This is a genomic window from Pseudoxanthomonas sp. LjRoot206 (assembly GCF_056175725.1).
On record NZ_JBGFFI010000001.1, the window covers coordinates 31,998 to 48,260 of the forward strand.

The 16,263-nt window shown below is 70.2% G+C and carries 12 protein-coding genes; 3 read left to right on the forward strand and 9 right to left on the reverse strand.

Going from position 1 to position 16,263, the window contains the following annotated elements:
* Both AC04MD_RS00205 and AC04MD_RS00210 read right to left on the reverse strand, forming a co-directional pair.
* Positions 1-1,407, reverse strand: coding sequence for a M14 family zinc carboxypeptidase (locus AC04MD_RS00205; RefSeq protein ID WP_475495331.1), 1,407 nt, complete (start codon positions 1,405-1,407; stop codon positions 1-3).
* Between the two features lie 87 nt (positions 1,408-1,494).
* Positions 1,495-2,721 (reverse strand): citrate synthase family protein, encoded by a 1,227-nt coding sequence (locus tag AC04MD_RS00210; protein ID WP_475495332.1) that lies wholly within the window; start codon positions 2,719-2,721, stop codon positions 1,495-1,497.
* A 135-nt stretch (positions 2,722-2,856) separates the two neighbouring features.
* On the opposite strand from AC04MD_RS00210, the gene prpB reads away from it, so the two are divergent.
* The 3 genes from prpB (at position 2,857) to AC04MD_RS00225 (ending at position 5,709) form a co-directional block, all read left to right on the forward strand.
* On the forward strand, positions 2,857-3,741 hold the full coding sequence (gene prpB, locus AC04MD_RS00215; RefSeq protein ID WP_475495333.1) for a methylisocitrate lyase: 885 nt from the start codon (positions 2,857-2,859) through the stop codon (positions 3,739-3,741).
* Between the two features lie 153 nt (positions 3,742-3,894).
* On the forward strand, positions 3,895-5,040 hold the full coding sequence (prpC, locus tag AC04MD_RS00220; protein ID WP_475495334.1) for a bifunctional 2-methylcitrate synthase/citrate synthase: 1,146 nt from the start codon (positions 3,895-3,897) through the stop codon (positions 5,038-5,040).
* A 171-nt stretch (positions 5,041-5,211) separates the two neighbouring features.
* Complete coding sequence (locus AC04MD_RS00225) at positions 5,212-5,709, forward strand: hypothetical protein (protein ID WP_475495335.1); 498 nt, start codon at positions 5,212-5,214, stop codon at positions 5,707-5,709.
* Between the two features lie 18 nt (positions 5,710-5,727).
* Here the strand turns inward: AC04MD_RS00225 and AC04MD_RS00230 are convergent, their stop codons facing one another.
* From AC04MD_RS00230 to AC04MD_RS00260, 7 genes are all read right to left on the reverse strand, one after another.
* On the reverse strand, positions 5,728-6,339 hold the full coding sequence (locus AC04MD_RS00230; RefSeq protein WP_475495336.1) for a glutathione S-transferase family protein: 612 nt from the start codon (positions 6,337-6,339) through the stop codon (positions 5,728-5,730).
* Between the two features lie 106 nt (positions 6,340-6,445).
* Complete coding sequence (locus AC04MD_RS00235; protein WP_475495337.1) at positions 6,446-6,901, reverse strand: cell wall hydrolase; 456 nt, start codon at positions 6,899-6,901, stop codon at positions 6,446-6,448.
* A gap of 476 nt (positions 6,902-7,377) precedes the next feature.
* Complete coding sequence (locus tag AC04MD_RS00240) at positions 7,378-9,420, reverse strand: FAD-dependent oxidoreductase (protein WP_475495338.1); 2,043 nt, start codon at positions 9,418-9,420, stop codon at positions 7,378-7,380.
* An 88-nt stretch (positions 9,421-9,508) separates the two neighbouring features.
* The gene (locus tag AC04MD_RS00245; RefSeq protein ID WP_475495339.1) at positions 9,509-10,732 is read right to left on the reverse strand and encodes a Wadjet anti-phage system protein JetD domain-containing protein; all 1,224 of its coding nucleotides are present in this window, start codon (positions 10,730-10,732) and stop codon (positions 9,509-9,511) included.
* Positions 10,729-14,157, reverse strand: a complete 3,429-nt coding sequence (locus AC04MD_RS00250; protein WP_475495340.1) for an SbcC/MukB-like Walker B domain-containing protein — start codon at positions 14,155-14,157, stop codon at positions 10,729-10,731. Before AC04MD_RS00250 ends, AC04MD_RS00245 begins: the two co-directional genes overlap by 4 nt.
* Complete coding sequence (locus tag AC04MD_RS00255; protein ID WP_475495341.1) at positions 14,144-14,785, reverse strand: DUF4194 domain-containing protein; 642 nt, start codon at positions 14,783-14,785, stop codon at positions 14,144-14,146. The genes AC04MD_RS00250 and AC04MD_RS00255 overlap by 14 nt, the downstream gene beginning before the upstream one ends.
* The gene (locus AC04MD_RS00260) at positions 14,782-16,227 is read right to left on the reverse strand and encodes a Wadjet anti-phage system protein JetA family protein (protein WP_475495342.1); all 1,446 of its coding nucleotides are present in this window, start codon (positions 16,225-16,227) and stop codon (positions 14,782-14,784) included. The genes AC04MD_RS00255 and AC04MD_RS00260 overlap by 4 nt, the downstream gene beginning before the upstream one ends.
* Positions 16,228-16,263 lie beyond the last annotated feature (36 nt).

Genomic DNA, 16,263 nt, shown 5'->3' on the forward strand with positions numbered 1-16,263 from the left:
TCAGGGCTTCGGCGGCGAGGGCGTCGTGGGATCCACGCTGCCGTCCAGCGTCCACACGACGTCGCGGCCCTGCGGGTCGCGACTCAGCACGAAGCGTGCGCTCGCGCCGGGCGTGAGCGGCGTCGGCGCGCGTGCGTCCTCGTCGTCGGTGTCGTCGTTCGCCTCGATGACCGTGCGTTCGCCGTCATGGCCGGCGATCGGCACGATGAACAGCCCGCGCGCATCGATGCTGCGTCGCGCCTTCTTCGTGCCGAGGTCGCCGACGTCGGTAATCGCGCCGTCGGTTTCCATAAGCGGATTGCGGAAGTTGACCAGCAGGTCGGCGCGCAAGGGTGGCCGTCCCGGTGCGGACAACGTGCCGCCGCGGACCAGCAGGTCCGGCCACACGTCGCCGTTCTCGGGCAGGTCGCGGTACAGCGCGGGCGACACGCCGGCATGGCTGCCGGTGGCGATGCTGTCGAGCGCCGCCACCAGGCCGAGGAAGTACAGCTTGCGCAGGCGCTGCTTCTGCACGTCGCCCTCGATGCCGCCCGCTTCGATCAGCACCGTGCTGGCGCCCCACTGCGTGGTGAGGTCGCCGAAGGCGCGTGGGTCGAAGGTTTCGTCCCAGCGTGCGATGTGGCCGGCCAGGTAGGGTTCCAACGCCGTGCGGATCACCCCCGCCACTTCGATGGCGCGCGTGCGCACATCGTTGACGTCGGCGGCGTGGTTGTACGGCGGCGACAGCAGGGCGATGGCGGTGCCGCGCGCGGAGTCGCCGGCGCGGTAGCCCACGCGCTGGTCGTGCAGGTTGAAGCCGTAGGTCGGTTTGACCTGGTCGAACAGCGCCTTCAGCGTGCGTGCCTCGGGCGTCGCCAGCATGCGTGCGTCGCGGTTGAGGTCGATGCCCTGCGCGTTGCGGCGCTGGAAGCGCGCGGCGCCGTCGGGATTGACGATGGGGAAGACGTGCAGCGTGGTGTTCGCCTGCAGCCGCTTCACCAACGGATGGTCCGGGTGCTCGCCGAGGAAGCGGAACAGGTCGGCCAGCGCCATCGACGCCGTGCTCTCGTCGCCGTGCATCTGCGACCACAGCAGCACGGGTGTCTTGCCCGCGCCCCAGCGCACGTGACGCAGCGGACGGTCTTCCACGCTGCGGCCGATCTCCTCGATGCGGAATCCGTGGTGCGTCTCCAGCAGCGGCGTGGCGACCGACCACCACTGCTCTGCATTGAAGCTGCGGTCTTCCAGGCCGGCGACGCGCAGCTTCGCGTCGTACAGCGCATCCAGGTCGCGCAGCCAGGCCGGCGGTGGTGGCACGGGCGTCGTTGCGCGCGACGTCGCGGTCGCGGCGGGCGCATGGGTATTTTGGGCGATGGTGGTGGGGGTCATCATCGTCAGCAGCAGGCACAGGGCGAGGGCAGGGCGCATTGCAGCAGCGGGAAGGATGCAGACCCGGGCAGGGTCCCCGCATGCGCCGGTGATGTCAAACCCGCCAGCCGGATCGACGCCAGTGGATCACGTGGATGTTGCAGGCGGTGTCACGCCGGTATAGCTCGCGCGCGGACGGATCAGCCGTCCCTGCGCCTGCTGTTCCAGTGCGTGCGCCAGCCAGCCGGCAAGACGGCCCGCGGCGAACATCACCAGCGCCGGTGTCGCCGGCAGGCGATTGAGGTGGCAGATCGCGGCGAGCATGAAGTCGATGTTCGGGCGCAGTCCGCTGATCTCCTCGGTGGCGAGGATCAGGGTTTCCAGCGCCGCCATCTCGCGCGTGCCCGCGTGGCGCTCGCGCGTGCGTGCCAGCAGTTCGGCGCCGCGCGGATCGCCCTGTGGATACAGCGCGTGGCCGAAGCCCGGCAGGTCGTCGCCGCGCTGCCAGCGCTGCGCGATGAACGCGCGTGGCGACCGCGCTTCGTGGGCATCGCCGATCAGCGCGTAGGCACGCGCGGTCGCGCCGCCGTGGCGCGGGCCCGACAGCGCGGCCAGACCGCTGCACACCGTCGCATGCAGGTGTGCGCCGGTCGAGGCCACCACGCGCGCGGCGAAGGCGGAGACGTTGAGTTCGTGGTCCGCGCACACCACCAGCGCGGCGCGGACCAGTTCGGCGAAGCCGTCGTCGCCGGGATGCCACGCCTGCGCCAGCACGCGGTGCACCGGTGCGTCGGAAGGCGGCCGTGCCACCAGCAGCGCCGCGTTGTGGCGCAGCAGCCCGGCGGCGATCTCGTGGCGCACGCGTGGCGCGGAACTGAAGGAATGGCGCACGTCCAGCGCGAGCAAGGGGATGGCGGCCATCGCCCGCTCCAGCGGCGGCAGCGAGGCATCGGAGGCCAGCGCCGCGACCACGGCTGGCCATTGCGTCAGGGCAGCGCCGGCGAACGGATCGTCCTCGCCGCCGTCCCACAGCTGCCGGGCCACGTCTTCGAGCGTGGCGCCTTCGTGGACCATCGCGATCGCGGAGCGGCCACGGTAGTAGGGGCCATCGGGGCGGATCAGCGAAATCCGCGTCTCCAGCACCGGCAGGCCGCGGTCCAGGCTCTGCGCCGCACCGCGGGCCGCGCCACGGCCGACCTGCTTGCGCTGCGCCAGCCGCTCCACGTCCTGCAACAGGTACAGGCGGCTGCGGTGGTCCTTGCCGGGGCGCGACTCCAGCAGGCCGCGGCTGACATAGGCGTACAGCGTGGCCTGGCTGATGCCGAGCAGGCGGCAGGTCTCGCGGGCGGTCAGCAGATCGGTGGAGGCGGCCATGCGAAAATATTGATTAATTCGATCAAGATTGATCAACCCTGCGGATGGTGACAGATTTGCGGCCCGAAGAGGGGCGTACCCTTCACGCACCTCCGGCGACCGGCACGTCCGGCCGCCAGATCGACAGGAGTTCCCATGGCTTCCCATTCCGCAGGCGCGACGTTCCGCGCCGCCCTCGCCGCCGAATCGCCGCTGCAGGTGATCGGTGCCATCAATGCCAACCACGCCCTGCTCGCCAAGCGCGCCGGCTACAAGGCCATCTACCTGTCCGGTGGCGGCGTCGCCGCGGGTTCGCTGGGCCTGCCGGACCTGGGCATCAATACGCTGGAAGATGTGCTGATCGACGTCCGCCGTATCACCGACGTCTGCGACCTGCCGCTGATGGTCGACATCGACACCGGCTTCGGTCCCAGCGCGTTCAACATCGAGCGCACGGTGAAGTCGCTGATCAAGGCCGGCGCCGCCGCCTGCCACATCGAGGACCAGGTCGGCGCCAAGCGCTGCGGCCATCGTCCCGGCAAGGAGATCGTCTCGGCCGGCGAGATGGTCGACCGCGTCAAGGCCGCCGCCGACGCCAAGACCGATCCGGACTTCTTCCTGATCGCGCGCACCGACGCCATCCAGGTGGAAGGCGTGGACGCCGCCATCGAGCGCGCCATCGCCTGCGTCGAGGCCGGCGCCGACGGCATCTTCGCCGAGGCCGCCTACGACCTGCCCACTTACCAGCGCTTCGTCGATGTGGTGAAGGTACCGGTACTGGCCAACATCACCGAGTTCGGCAAGACGCCGCTGTTCACCCGCGACGAACTGGCCTCGGTCGGCGTGGCGATCCAGCTGTATCCGCTGTCGGCGTTCCGTGCGATGAACAAGGCGGCGGAGAACGTCTACGAGGCCATCCGCCGCGACGGCCACCAGCAGAACGTGGTCGACACCATGCAGACGCGCGAGGAGTTGTACGACCGCATCGGTTACCACGCCTTCGAGCAGAAGCTCGATGCCCTGTTTTCCGCAATGAAGTAGCCCGTTCCTTCTCCCTTCGGGAGAAGGTGCCCGAAGGGCGGATGAGGGTACGGCGAAGTCAGCGATGTTCGAGTTGCACGGACTTCGCCGCACCCTCACCCCAACCCCTCTCCCATCGGGAGAGGGGCTCCCAATCAAGATGAGGAGTTGAACATGTCAGAGAGCGTCCCCTTCAAGCCGAAGAAATCCGTCGCCCTGTCGGGCACCGCCGCCGGCAACACCGCGCTGTGCACGGTCGGCCGCAGCGGCAACGACCTGCATTACCGCGGTTACGACATCCTCGACCTGGCCACCACCAGCGAGTTCGAGGAAGTCGCCTACCTGCTGGTGCACGGCAAGCTGCCCAACCGCGCTGAGCTGGCCGGCTACAAGGCCAAGCTGAAGTCGCTGCGCGGCATCCCGGCCGCGGTGAAGGCCGCGCTGGAAGAGTTGCCGCCGTCGGCGCACCCGATGGACGTGATGCGCACCGGGGTGTCGATCCTGGGCTGCGTGTCGCCCGAGAAGGACGACCACAACCATCCCGGCGCGCGCGACATCGCCGACAAGCTGATGGCCTCGCTCGGCTCGATGCTGCTGTACTGGTACCACTGGAGCCACAACGGTCGCGCCATCGACGTGGAGACCGACGACGACTCCATCGGTGGGCACTTCCTGCACCTGCTGCACGGCGAGAAGCCGAAGGACAGCTGGGTGCGCGCGATGCATACCTCGCTGATCCTGTACGCCGAGCACGAGTTCAACGCGTCCACCTTCACCTGCCGCGTGATCGCCGGCACCGGCAGCGACATGCACTCGGCCATCGCCGGCGGCATCGGCGCGCTGCGCGGGCCGAAGCATGGCGGCGCCAACGAGGTCGCGTTCGAAGTGCAGAAGCGCTACGAGACGCCCGACGAAGCGGAAGCCGACATCAAGGCGCGCGTCGAGCGCAAGGAAGTGGTGATCGGCTTCGGCCATCCGGTCTACACCACCGGCGACCCGCGCAACGACGTCATCAAGCACGTGGCGAAGGCGCTTTCCGCCGAGCAGTCGAGCATGAAGATGTACGCCATCGCCGAGCGACTGGAATCGGTGATGTGGGACATCAAGAAGATGTTTCCCAACCTCGACTGGTTCAGCGCGGTCAGCTACCACATGATGGGCGTGCCGACGGCGATGTTCACCCCGCTGTTCGTGATCGCCCGCACCAGCGGCTGGAGCGCGCACGTCATCGAGCAGCGCATCGACGGCAAGATCATCCGCCCCAGCGCCAATTACACGGGGCCTGAGGATCTGGCCTTCGTGCCGATCGACCAGCGCTGAGCCATCCGGCTGCGTATCGCGGGGCCGTTTCGACCAAGGTCGGACGGCCCCGTGTCGTTTGTGTGACCCGCGTGGCAGCCCCGAGCGGCTCCGGCGCGGTACTACTGGCGGTCGCGAAGGGGCGCGTCGCGACCGCCGGGAGGGGCCCGGCGCGCGGTGCTGGGGAATGCCATGCAGACGATGTGGTGCAAGACCGAGGCGGGACGCAACGAGATCCAGCAGCGCACGCGCAAGCTGCCGGCGGTGCTGCGTTCGATCCTGCTGCTGGTGGATGGCCAGCGCAACGACGACGAACTGCGCGCGATGATGAGCGGGCTGCACGCGCCCGAGGATGCCCTGCAGCAGTTGGCGGCCGACGGACTGATCGAACGGCGGTCGGGTGCGGCGTGGATGCTGGCCGCGGTCTCCGCACCGAAAGCGGGCGAGGCGCTGCAGGCGTCCACCAAGACCGCGGCCGACCGCTACAACCTGCTGTATGCCCGCATCACCGACGACATCCGCTCGCACATCGGGCTGAAGGGCTACTTCCTGCAACTCAAGGTCGAGCGCTGCGCCGATGCGGACGAACTGGTGGCGCTGCTGCCGGATGTGGCCACCGCGTTGACGAAGGCGCGCGACCACACCTTCGCCACGCGCTGGCTGGAAGACGTACGCGCGTCGGTGGTCTGACGCGTGCCGTCGCGACGGTCAGGCCAGGCCTTCGGCCTTCAATACGGCCTGCACGCCGGCATCGGCCTCCATGCGCTGCTTGAACGCGGCGATGTTCGGCAGGCCCGACAGGTCGACGCCCATGCGGTCGGCCCAGCGCAGCGTGATGTAGAAGTAGGGATCGGCGAAGCTGCGGAAACCGGCCAGCCAGTCGCGGCCCTGCAGCTGCTTCTCCGCGCTTTCATACAGGCCGCGCAGGCGCTTGCGCGCGATGTCCTTCACCGCATCGAACTGCGCTTCATCGCCGACGAAGCGCGCCGGCCCGAACAGCGGATGGAAGGCCGGGTGCACGTCGGAATTGACGAACGACAGCCACTTCGCCGCCTGCGCGCGCTGCTGCGGCGAGCCGTCGCCGGCGAGATGCGCCTGCGGATACGTATCGGCGATGTAACCCATGATCGCGGCGTTCTGCGTCAGCACGAAATCGCCGTCGACGATCGCCGGCACCGCGCCGGTCGGGTTGATCGCCAGGTAAGCGGGTTCCTTCATTTCCGCCGCCGTCATCACCTGCACGTCGAAGGGTTGGCCGGTCCACTGCAGCGCGATGTGGTCGGCGGTCGAGCAGGCGCCCGGCTTGGTGTAGAGCTTCATGCGTGGTCCCCATGGAAAAAGAAAGGCCCGCGATTATCGCGGGCCTCGAATGTTTCCAGCGTGATGCGCGGTGCAACGGACCGTCGCACCCTCACGACTTGCCGTCTCAGGAACGCGGCTTGAGTTTCTGCACGCGCAGGAACGTGTGGTCGCCGATGGTGGCCACGTGGTACGCATTGCGCCAGCTCGGGCTGGCGATCTGGTGCGCCATGAAGTGGCTGGCGCCCGGCACGATCTCCTTGCGCTGGCCGGGCGGCAGGGCCCAGTTGCGTTCGGCGTTCAGGGCGACGGTCACCGACTTGGCCCAGGCGTCCGAGTTCTTCAGGCGGGTGTTCGGACCGACGATGGTCGGTGCGAACTGCTTGCGGGCGGTGACCACGGAGCAGACGGAGTCGCCCCACAGGCCGCTGTCACGACGACGCAGAGCGACTTCGGCGACGGCCTGCTGGCCGCGGAGGGTCTGGTCGCGGGCTTCCAGGTACACGGTGGTGCTGAGGCAAAGCGAATCGGCGGCCGGCTGCGGCAACATCTGCGACAGCCATAGGATCCAGGCCAGTTTCATGGGAACTCCTTGCTCCGTCTTTCCCGCACCCCTGCCTCCCCCGTCACGATGGGAGCGGCACACCTGGGACATGCGGCAGGGCGTCATGGGGAGGCAGCCTTCACACGAGCTGCCCGGGGACCGGCAAGGCCGGATCAGAGGGATCCGGGCACCGGGCTCAGCCTGCCTGAACTGGGCGGCGGGCCGGAAAGTCGGCGCAAGGTAGGGGGGGCAGTCCCAACTCGGCCTGAACGGGCCGGCTTGACGCCGGGGTGCCGGTTCTGGCTGGAAACTGTGAGCAATGTCGCACCGGCGAGGCCTGCAAGAGGTTCGACAAGGGCGAAAAAAGTCGCCCGACGATCATGGTCACCCCCTGTAGGAGCGCCCCATGGGCGCGATGATCTTGCGCGGGATGCGTGTGAAAAGCATCGCGCCCATGGGGCGCTCCTACAGAGCGGGGTTGCGCGAGCGCACGGGCTGCGCGGGAGGCCGAGGGCTTACAGGCGCGCCGCCAGCCGGCTGCCCTGGTCGATGGCGCGCTTGGCGTCCAGCTCCGCGGCCACGTCGGCGCCGCCGATCAGGTGCGGCGTCCTGCCGGCGGCGACCAGATCGGCCTGCAGGTCGCGGCGCGGTTCCTGGCCGGCGCAGACCACCACGTGATCGACCGGCAGCAGCTGTTCCGCGCCGTCCACCCTGATGCGCAGGCCGGCGTCGTCCACGCCCAGGTACTCCACGCCGCCGAGCATCTTCACCTGCTTGGCCTTCAGCGTGGCCCGGTGCACCCAGCCGCTGGTCTTGCCCAGGCGGGCGCCGGGCTTGCCGGCACTGCGCTGCAGCAGCCAGATCTCGCGCGCCGGCGGTTCCGGCTGCGGCTTCACCAGGCTGCCGCGGGCCTCGAAGGTCGGGTCCACGCCCCATTCGGCCATCCAGCGGGCCGGGTCCAGCGAGGGCGAATGGCCTTCGTGGGTCAGGTACTCGGCCACGTCGAAGCCGATGCCGCCGGCGCCGATCAGCGCCGCGCGCGTGCCCACGGTGACGCGGCCGGACAGCACGTCCACGTAGCTGACCACCTTGGCGTGATCGGCGCCGGGAAAGGCGACCTTGCGCGGGCTGATGCCGGTGGCGAGCACCACCTCGTCGAAGCCGGCCAGGTCGGCGGCGGTCACCGGCGTGGACAGCCTCACGTCGACCCGCGTCTCGTCCAGCCGGTGGCGGAAGTAGCGCAGCGTCTCGTGGAACTCTTCCTTGCCGGGGATCCGCTTGGCGTAGTTGAACTGGCCGCCGATCTCGTCGGCCGCGTCGAACAGCGTCACCCGGTGGCCGCGCTCGGCGGCGACCGTCGCGCAGGCCAGGCCGGCCGGACCGGCGCCGACCACGGCGATGGTTTTAGGCGCGAATGTCTTCTTATAGAGGAGGTCGGTCTCGCGGCAGGCGCGCGGATTGACCAGGCAGCTCGCGAGCTTGTTCTCGAACACGTGGTCCAGGCAGGCCTGGTTGCAGGCGATGCAGGTGTTGATCGCCTGCGGCGTGCCAGCACGTGCCTTGGCCGCCCATTGCGGGTCGGCCAGCAGCGGGCGGGCCAGCGACACCATGTCGGCCTTGCCGGCGGCGAGGATGCCTTCGGCCACCTCCGGCATGTTGATGCGGTTGGTCGCCACCAGCGGCACGCCCACGTGCGGCTTGAGCTTGGCGGTGACGTCGACGAAGGCCGCGCGCGGCACCGAGGTGACGATGGTCGGCACGCGCGCTTCGTGCCAGCCGATGCCGGAATTGATGATCGTCGCGCCGGCCGCCTCGACGGCCTTGGCCTGGGCGACGATCTCCTCCCACTGGTTGCCGTCGTCGACCAGGTCGATCAGCGACAGCCGGTAGATGAGGATGAAGTCGGGGCCGACCGCCTCGCGCACGCGGCGGACGATCTCCACCGCGAAGCGCATGCGCTTCTCCGGCGTGCCGCCCCAGGCATCGTTGCGCTGGTTGGTGCGCGGGGCGGTGAATTCGTTGATGAAGTACCCCTCCGAGCCCATGATCTCGACGCCGTCGTAGCCGGCGTCGCGCGCCAGCTTCGCCGCGTTGGCGTAGGCGCTGATCTGGCGCTCGATGCCGCGGGCCGACAGCGCGCGCGGGGTGAAGGGGTTGATCGGCGCCTTCAGCTTCGACGGCGCCACCGTCAGCGGGTGGTAGCCGTAGCGGCCAGCGTGCAGCAGCTGCGCGCAGATCTTCGCGCCGTGCTCGTGTACCGCTTGGGTCACGAACTTGTGCGGCCGCGCTTCCCACGGCCACGACAGCTTGCCGCCGAACGGCTTCAGCCAGCCCACCAGGTTCGGCGAGAAGCCGCCGGTGACGATCAGGCCGACGCCGCCGGCCGCGCGCTCGGCGAAGTAGGCCGCCAGCCGCGGGAAGTCCCTGGCCCGGTCTTCCAGACCCGTATGCATCGAACCCATCAGCACGCGGTTGCGCAGCGTGGTGAAGCCCAGGTCCAGCGGGGCGAACAGGTGCGGGTAGGGCGAGGGGGCGGTGGCAGCGGCGGTCGACGTCATGCGGGCAGTGGATACGCGTGCGTATGGGTGGGCGCACGATGCCGCGAATCCCGGGGGCACGCAAGCGTTGGGATGCGCGCACGGCAGGTCATGGCGAGGCCTCGTTGGCGTGCGGCAGTTCGGCGGGCAGGGCTTCCTGTTCCAGCGACAGCGGACGGGCGCGGAGGTCGTCGGCAACATCATGCCAGCCGGCGCGCTCGGCCCATCGGCACATGGCCGTTAGGACGGTGGCAGGCGGTACGTGCTCCTCGCTACCGTCCCTCTGCACGGTGGCCGGCGACATGCGCCAGGGCTGCAGCCGGCGTCCGCGCGCCGACGCGGTTTCCGCGAGCACCGCGGCGATGCGGAAACCGCCATCGTCGATATCGCCCCAATGCCACACGGGCAGCCCGGCGGGCAGTGCGTCCAGCACGCGGGCGTAGGCGCGTCGCCAAGCCGGCGACGGCATGCCGCCGGTGTACAGCAGCAGCGTGCCGGCGGCACCCGGCGCGCGCGCCGCGTCGTGGAAGCTGGCGAGGTTCTCGACGGTGAGCAGGCAGGTCGCATGCGTCCGTACGCCCCGCACAGCATCGAGCGGCACGCCGAGGAAGGCGGTGGCAAGCGGCAGCTCGATTCCTTCATCCAGCAGCAGCGTGCCGCTGCCGGCGATCAGCAGCGGTTGCGGTTCGCGGCGCAGGCCCAGCGCCGCCCAGATGTGTTCCTTTTCGACCACGCCGTCTGTCGCCAGCGCGCCACGGGTCAGCAGGTCCAGCCAGGGCGTGAGCTGCTCCAGCCGTTTGCTGGCCTGCACGCGACCGGCGAACAGGCGCGCGCTCTCGCGGCGCAGGATGCGCTCGTGGGCCGCATCGGCCAGGCGGGCCTGCACCGCGCGGGCGGCGTCGGCCAGGTCGGGTGCCGCTTCCGGCCCGTGGCCGCGTACCTTGCGGTCGTTCCGCCAGGCGTCCAGCACCTCGCCGAGCACGGCGAAGTGCGGCAGCCACGGCGACAGCAGGTCAGCGGCTTCACCGACGCGGCCATCGAGCAGCGCGATGCCCAGGTGGTCCGCGAGGGCGTCCAGGTCTGTCACCGTCAAGCGCAGCAGTCGTTCGCCGTCGCCGCGATGCCGGTCGCGCTGCACGGCAATCGCGCCGGCGCGTTCGGCCAGGGCCACCTGCGCATGGAAGGTGTCGCGTTCGGCCAGCGTGCGCAGCGACAGGTAATCGCCCGCGCTGGCCTCGGTCATCGGCAGCGAGACGGGAGCGGCATCGCCGCGCAGCCGGGCGCGCTCGCCCTTGCGCAGCAACCGCCCCAGCACGCGCCGCGCATCGCTCACCCCGGCGCCTGTTGCCGTTCGATGCGTGCGGTTTCCTCGGCCAGCAGTTCGGGATGCAGATCGAACTGGTCCGACAGCAGCAGCGCGCGCGCGGCCGCCTGCACTTCGATCCGCTCGGCCTGCAGCAGATCGCCGTCGCGGAACAACTCGATGTAGCTGTCGAGCACGCCGCTGAGCGTACCCTGCGCGGTGTCGGGCGCAGCGAGCACCAGTTGCAGGCCGAGTGAACGCAGATAGTTGGTGGTGGCGCGGGCGTTCTGCGCGTCGATCTTGTCGCCGAATTCGTCCAGCAGGATCAGCCCCATGCCGCCGGGATGCGCCTCGCTCTTGCCGTACGCCGCCGCCAGCGCCGCGCCGGCGATCACGTACAGCGGAGCGCGATGCTCGCCACCGGAACCCGAGCGCATGCGTTCGCTGAGCGTGCCGATCACGGTGTCGTCCTGCCGGATCTGCACCTCGAAGCGGAAGAAGCGCCGGTAGTCGTCCAGCGGCGATGTCGCGGTGCGCGCGGCCGCACCGTCCTCGATCAGTTCGCGGAACGCCGCCGGGACTTCACCGGCACTGCCGAACAGCGTGTCCTCGCCGCCGACATCCACCGCGCGCCGGATGAAGCGCTCCAGGTCGCGGAACTCCGGCACCACGTCGTAATGGAACTGGTAGCGCTCGTTGTTGGAGAACGGCGGGCTGCTGCGCAGGGTACGGTTGAGCGTGGCGATCTGCTGGCGCAGGCGGATGAAGTTGTCGTTGAGCGCGGCGGCCACACTGGCGCGGAAGGTTTCCACCGCGGTGTCGTAGGCCTGCCGCGCTTCGCCTTCGTAACGCACCAGGTCGGTATCGCGCAGCTGGGTCAGTTCGCGGCGCAGCAGCGCCAGCGCCGGCCGCCAGGCGCTGGGATCGAAGTCCACGCCCAGGCCATGGTCGCGCGCGTATTGGGCAAGTGCGCTCCACGCTTCGGGCAGCAGCTTGGCGAGCTGGCGGTCGCTCTCGTCGGCGCGGCGCTCGCAGGTCTTGCCGCGTTCCTCCAGCGAGTCGACCTTGCCGTCGAGTTCGTCGCGATGCCGCTCGATCAGGTTGGGGTCGACGTCGGGATCCTGGAAGGCTTCCACCGCGCGGCGGGCGACCAGTTCCTCCTGCTGGCGCAGGCCGTCGAGCAGGCGGCGGCTGCGCTCCAGGTCGGTAGTCGCGACGGCTTCCTGCCCGACCAGCGCATCGGTGCGCGTCTCGCACTCGCCGAGGTGTACGGTGAGTTCGCGCACGGCGTCGGACAGGCGGAGCAGGTCCGGGTCCAGCGCGGCGAGGCGGTTTTCCTGCGCGGTGCGGTAGCGTCCGGCCAGCTGGCGGTGCTCGAGTGCGCGTTCGTGCAGCGCCTGCGCCACCGCATCGGCATCGGCCAGCCGCGCGAGTCCGCGCTGGCTGTCGTCGGCGCGGCGCAGGTGCGGCTCGATCTCGCGTACGTCGCGCTCGGCCTTTTCGATCTCCTCGTGCAGCACGCGCAGGCGGGCGCGGTTGTCCGACGCGCCGATGCGCAGATCGCTCGCCGCGGGCAGGCGAAGGCGCTCGATGCTGCCGCCGCGGGCGAGCAGGCCGTCGCGGGTCAGGCCCTGGCGGCTGCGCACCAGGTCGGCTTCGGTCTCCACGCAGCGCAATTCGCCGAGTTGCCGGCGCAGGAACGCCAGGGCGTCGGCGTTCACGCCGTCCAGCAGCGCGGCGACGCTGCCGGCCGCCGCGTCCCTGCCGCGCGCATCGCGCGCCTGGCTGGACAGCGCCAGTTTCACGCCGTAGACCGAGCGCCCGCCCGACAGGCTGCGATACAGCTTGACCGCGCGCTCCTCGTCCTCGGCGGGGATCAGCAAGGCTTCGACGTTGCTGCGCAGGTAGGCTTCGATGGCCGGCTGCCACGCGACGTCGGTCACGCGCACCAAGTCGCAGACCGGGCGCGCATCGATGCCGGCCTCGCGCAGGTAGCTCATCAGCCGCACGGTATCGGCGTGCAGCTCCGCCTGGCCGGCGGCCAGGCGTTTCTGGTTCTGGCGCGCGGTGGCCAGCGCGTCGCGGGCCTTGTCGTGGGCGGCGTGCACCTGCCGTGCGTGCTGGTCGACCTGCTCGCGCAACGGCGCGGCCGCGCGAAGGGCCTGACGGGCGCGCGCGAAGAGGTCCTCCGGCGTCCACGGCAGGGCGTCCCCGTCCTCAAGCGCCGACAACGCCGCGTGCCATTCGTCCCAGTCGGCGCGCGCGGACTGCACGGCGCCGGTATCGACGCCGGCCAGCGCCAGCGCATCGAGCTGGTGGAACTGGTCGCGCACGAAACCGATCTCGCGCAGCAGTTCCCTGTTCAACTGGCCCAGGCGCGCGCGGTCGCGGCTGGCCAGTTCGTCCAGCTGCGCCTGCTCGCCGTAGCCGGCGCTGCCCTGCAGGCGGGCCTGGGCGCGCGTCTGCTCGTCGCGCAGGGTGTCGCGCTCGGCGCGCGCATCGACGAGACGGCGGCGCGTGTCGGCCAGGGCGTCCTCCGCCTTGGTCACCGCGCCTTCGGCCTGGTCAAGTTGCTCGCCGTACAGGTCGCGCGCGTACTCCGCCGCCAGGGCGCGGTAGGACGCCGCACGCACCGCCTGCGCGGCGATGCGGTCGTACTGGCGCTCGACGCCTTCGGCGGCGTCGATGCGCTGGCGCACCTGTTCGATGCGGTCGCGGATCTGGCGGAAGCTTTCCAGCAGGGCACGGAAGCGGGCGATGTCGGTGGGCCGGTCTTCGGCCACCAGCGTGCGCACGAACAGGTCCACGTCTTCCACGCGCTGCAGGTTGAGCGCGTTGAGGAAGGCCTTGCGGTAGGCGTTGATGTCGGGACTGGCGGTCGGCGAGGCGCGCAGCCGGAGCAGCAGGTCCTTGACGAAGCGCTCGGCCACCGTGTGCAGCTCGGGCGCTCCACCGGCCGCCTTGCAGCGGCGCAGGGCCATTTCGCGGAACGTCGGCCAGGCCAGCGGCAGCTCCTTGCCGTTGAGCTGCTCCACGTGGTCGGCCAGGTCCAGTGCCACGCCCGGCAGCAGGTACAGCCCGTGCAGGCGGTGGTCGGGCTCATCCACCGAAGCGCCCAGCGCGATGCCGGCGGTCAGCGCTTCGCCGGTGTCGGTGTCGCGGAACACCAACGAAATGTACGTGGTCGCAGTGCGCCGCTTGCGCCCGTCGTCGCCGCTGCGGAACACGCCCAGGCAATAGTCGCGGATGGTGCGCGCGCGATGGCTGCCGCCTGCCTGCGCGTTGAAGCGGATGCGGCTGCGGTCGCCGCCCAGCAGCACGATCTGCAGCGCATCCAGCAAGGCGCTCTTGCCGGCGCCGTTGGGCGCGATGATGGCGGTGGTGGCATCCAGTTCCAGCGTCTGCGCTTCGAAGAGGAAGAACTGCACCAGGTGTACGCGCTCAAGCTGCTGCATCGCCGTCCTCCATGACGTCGTCGCCGTCCGCGGCATCGGCATCGTCGTCGCGGTTGTGCTGGTCCAGCCGTTGCAGCCATTGCTCGCCGACGATGTCGACGATGGCGGGCCGCACCTGCAGGTGGAACGGTTGCGCATCGTCCGGCTCCGACTCCACCAGCCGGCACGTGCCCCAGCGCTTCAGTGTGCGGGCCAGGTCGCGCAGCGTGCCGACGTCGGGCATGGGCCGCCCGGCGAGCGCCTGGTAGGCCTCCTGCAGGTCGGGCAGCTCGACGGTGACGACGCCTTCGTCTTCCACCAGGCCCTGCCGCATCGCCTCGTCGTAGCGCTGCCGCAGCACGAGCAGCAGCAGGGTTTCGGCCAGCGTCACCGGCACGCCCTCGGCATGCGCGGGCAGCGCCACCACGTAGCGGTAGTGCGCATTGCGCTCCAGGCGGATGCCCAGCGGCGCCAGTGCCGCGACGAAGTCGTCGTAGTGGTCCTCCACCAGGTGGTAGGCCAGCCGCGTGCTGCGGTCGCTGGCGTACAGCACCTGTTCCACCACCAGGCGATAGGCGGTGCGTTCGAAATCCTGCACGGCGTAGACGCCGTTGGAGAGTTGGCTGAGCGTGGTCCAGCTGCGTTTCATGCGGTTTTCCGTGAGGGCTGGCCGACGCGGCGCACGACGAAGCGGGGCGCGCGCAGGTAGCCGTTGTCGTCGCGCCCGCCCGCATCCAGCAGCTCGACGCGGTAGCCGCGCAGCAGGCGGCCCAGCGGGTCTTCGCGCCGCAGTCCCCCGATGCGATGGCTGCGCAGCGCGAGCGTGAGCAGGGTCTGGTAGGCGCGCAGGTCTTCGATGCTCGCGATGGAGAAGGCTTCGGACGCGACGTGATCGTGGGCATCCAGGTGCGTGCCGACGTAGCGCGCCATGTCGTCGGCGTTGACCAGCCGGGCGCGCTTCATCCGCCGCAGCAGGCTGAGCCGCGCCAGTTGTTCAGGCGTCGGCGGCTGGGTGGCGTTGGCGCTGCGCGGGATCGGTTGCGGTTTCTGCCGCGGCGCACGCAGGCGGCTCGCTTCCATCAGCGTGCCCGGCGCCACCGGCAGTCGCAGTGCGTCTTCCGGTGCGTGCTGGACGCCGCGGCAGGCGCGGCGCAACAGGATGTCCAGCTTGTCCGGCGCGCGCAGGCGGTAGTCGAGGAATGCCAGCGCACGCCGGTTGGCCTGGCGGATGTCGTCGTCCAGCCGACCCAGGTACTCGTCGATGCGCTCCAGTTCGCGCAGCCGGCGCAGGCTGCGCGCGAACCGCTGGTCGCCGCGCGTTTCATCGCCACCGCCGACATGTTCGCGATACCACGCCCGCAGCGCGCTGCGTCGCTCGCCGCTTTCGAGCTGCTGCGCCACCGACAGGATCGCGCTGCGCCGCGCCAGCGGATGGTCGCCCGTGTGCAACTCGGCGTAGTCGCCGATGAAGAACTCGCTGACATAGCGTTCGAACCACTGCCGCGCGAACTGCGCGGTGGACTCGGCCTTGCTCAGCTCCGGCATCAGGTCGCGGACCTGCAGGCTCATCGACGACAGCGACACCAGCAGCCGCCGCGCCTGGTCGGCGGCTTCGTCCAGGGCGTCGCCGGCCGCCTTGCCGTCGGCCACCTGCTGCAACTGGTGTTCGATCGACCGCATCTTCGCCGACACGAAGGTCGGGCCATGTTCGGCGAACTCCACCAGCAGCGAAAGGAACTGGTGCACGACCGGCGGCATGGTGACCATCTCGCGCGCGCCGATGCGCTCCTGCCGCAGCCATCCCGTGCTGCGGAAGCGCTCGTAGAGGGTATTGGTGCGCACGGACAGCGGTGTGTCGGGCGTCTCGCCGTCCTCGTCCTCCCACGGGTCGTCGGCCAGCAGGTAGCGCTCCAGGGCCGCCGTGATCTCGCGGCGCTGGAAGCCCATGCTCGGTGGCACCGGTGCGTCGGGACCGAAGAACTCGTCGAACAGCCGGCACAGCAGCAGCCAGTAGTGCTCGCGGTTGGGCGAGGCGAGCGGGCCGAACAGGCCGCCGGGCAGCAGCGGGAACAGGGCCGGGACCTGCGTCATGGCCGCGAGGTCCGCTGGGATCGGCAGGCGTTGCGA

What these genes read in the sequence shown, in the direction of transcription:
- AC04MD_RS00205 (WP_475495331.1), bottom strand. Translation starts at nt 1,407, where the DNA reads ATGCGCCCTGCCCTCGCCCTGTGCCTGCTGCTGACGATGATGACCCCC.
- AC04MD_RS00210 (WP_475495332.1), bottom strand. Translation starts at nt 2,721, where the DNA reads ATGGCCGCCTCCACCGATCTGCTGACCGCCCGCGAGACCTGCCGCCTG.
- prpB (WP_475495333.1), top strand. Translation starts at nt 2,857, where the DNA reads ATGGCTTCCCATTCCGCAGGCGCGACGTTCCGCGCCGCCCTCGCCGCC.
- prpC (WP_475495334.1), top strand. Translation starts at nt 3,895, where the DNA reads ATGTCAGAGAGCGTCCCCTTCAAGCCGAAGAAATCCGTCGCCCTGTCG.
- AC04MD_RS00225 (WP_475495335.1), top strand. Translation starts at nt 5,212, where the DNA reads ATGCAGACGATGTGGTGCAAGACCGAGGCGGGACGCAACGAGATCCAG.
- AC04MD_RS00230 (WP_475495336.1), bottom strand. Translation starts at nt 6,339, where the DNA reads ATGAAGCTCTACACCAAGCCGGGCGCCTGCTCGACCGCCGACCACATC.
- AC04MD_RS00235 (WP_475495337.1), bottom strand. Translation starts at nt 6,901, where the DNA reads ATGAAACTGGCCTGGATCCTATGGCTGTCGCAGATGTTGCCGCAGCCG.
- AC04MD_RS00240 (WP_475495338.1), bottom strand. Translation starts at nt 9,420, where the DNA reads ATGACGTCGACCGCCGCTGCCACCGCCCCCTCGCCCTACCCGCACCTG.
- AC04MD_RS00250 (WP_475495340.1), bottom strand. Translation starts at nt 14,157, where the DNA reads ATGCAGCAGCTTGAGCGCGTACACCTGGTGCAGTTCTTCCTCTTCGAA.
- AC04MD_RS00255 (WP_475495341.1), bottom strand. Translation starts at nt 14,785, where the DNA reads ATGAAACGCAGCTGGACCACGCTCAGCCAACTCTCCAACGGCGTCTAC.
- AC04MD_RS00260 (WP_475495342.1), bottom strand. Translation starts at nt 16,227, where the DNA reads ATGACGCAGGTCCCGGCCCTGTTCCCGCTGCTGCCCGGCGGCCTGTTC.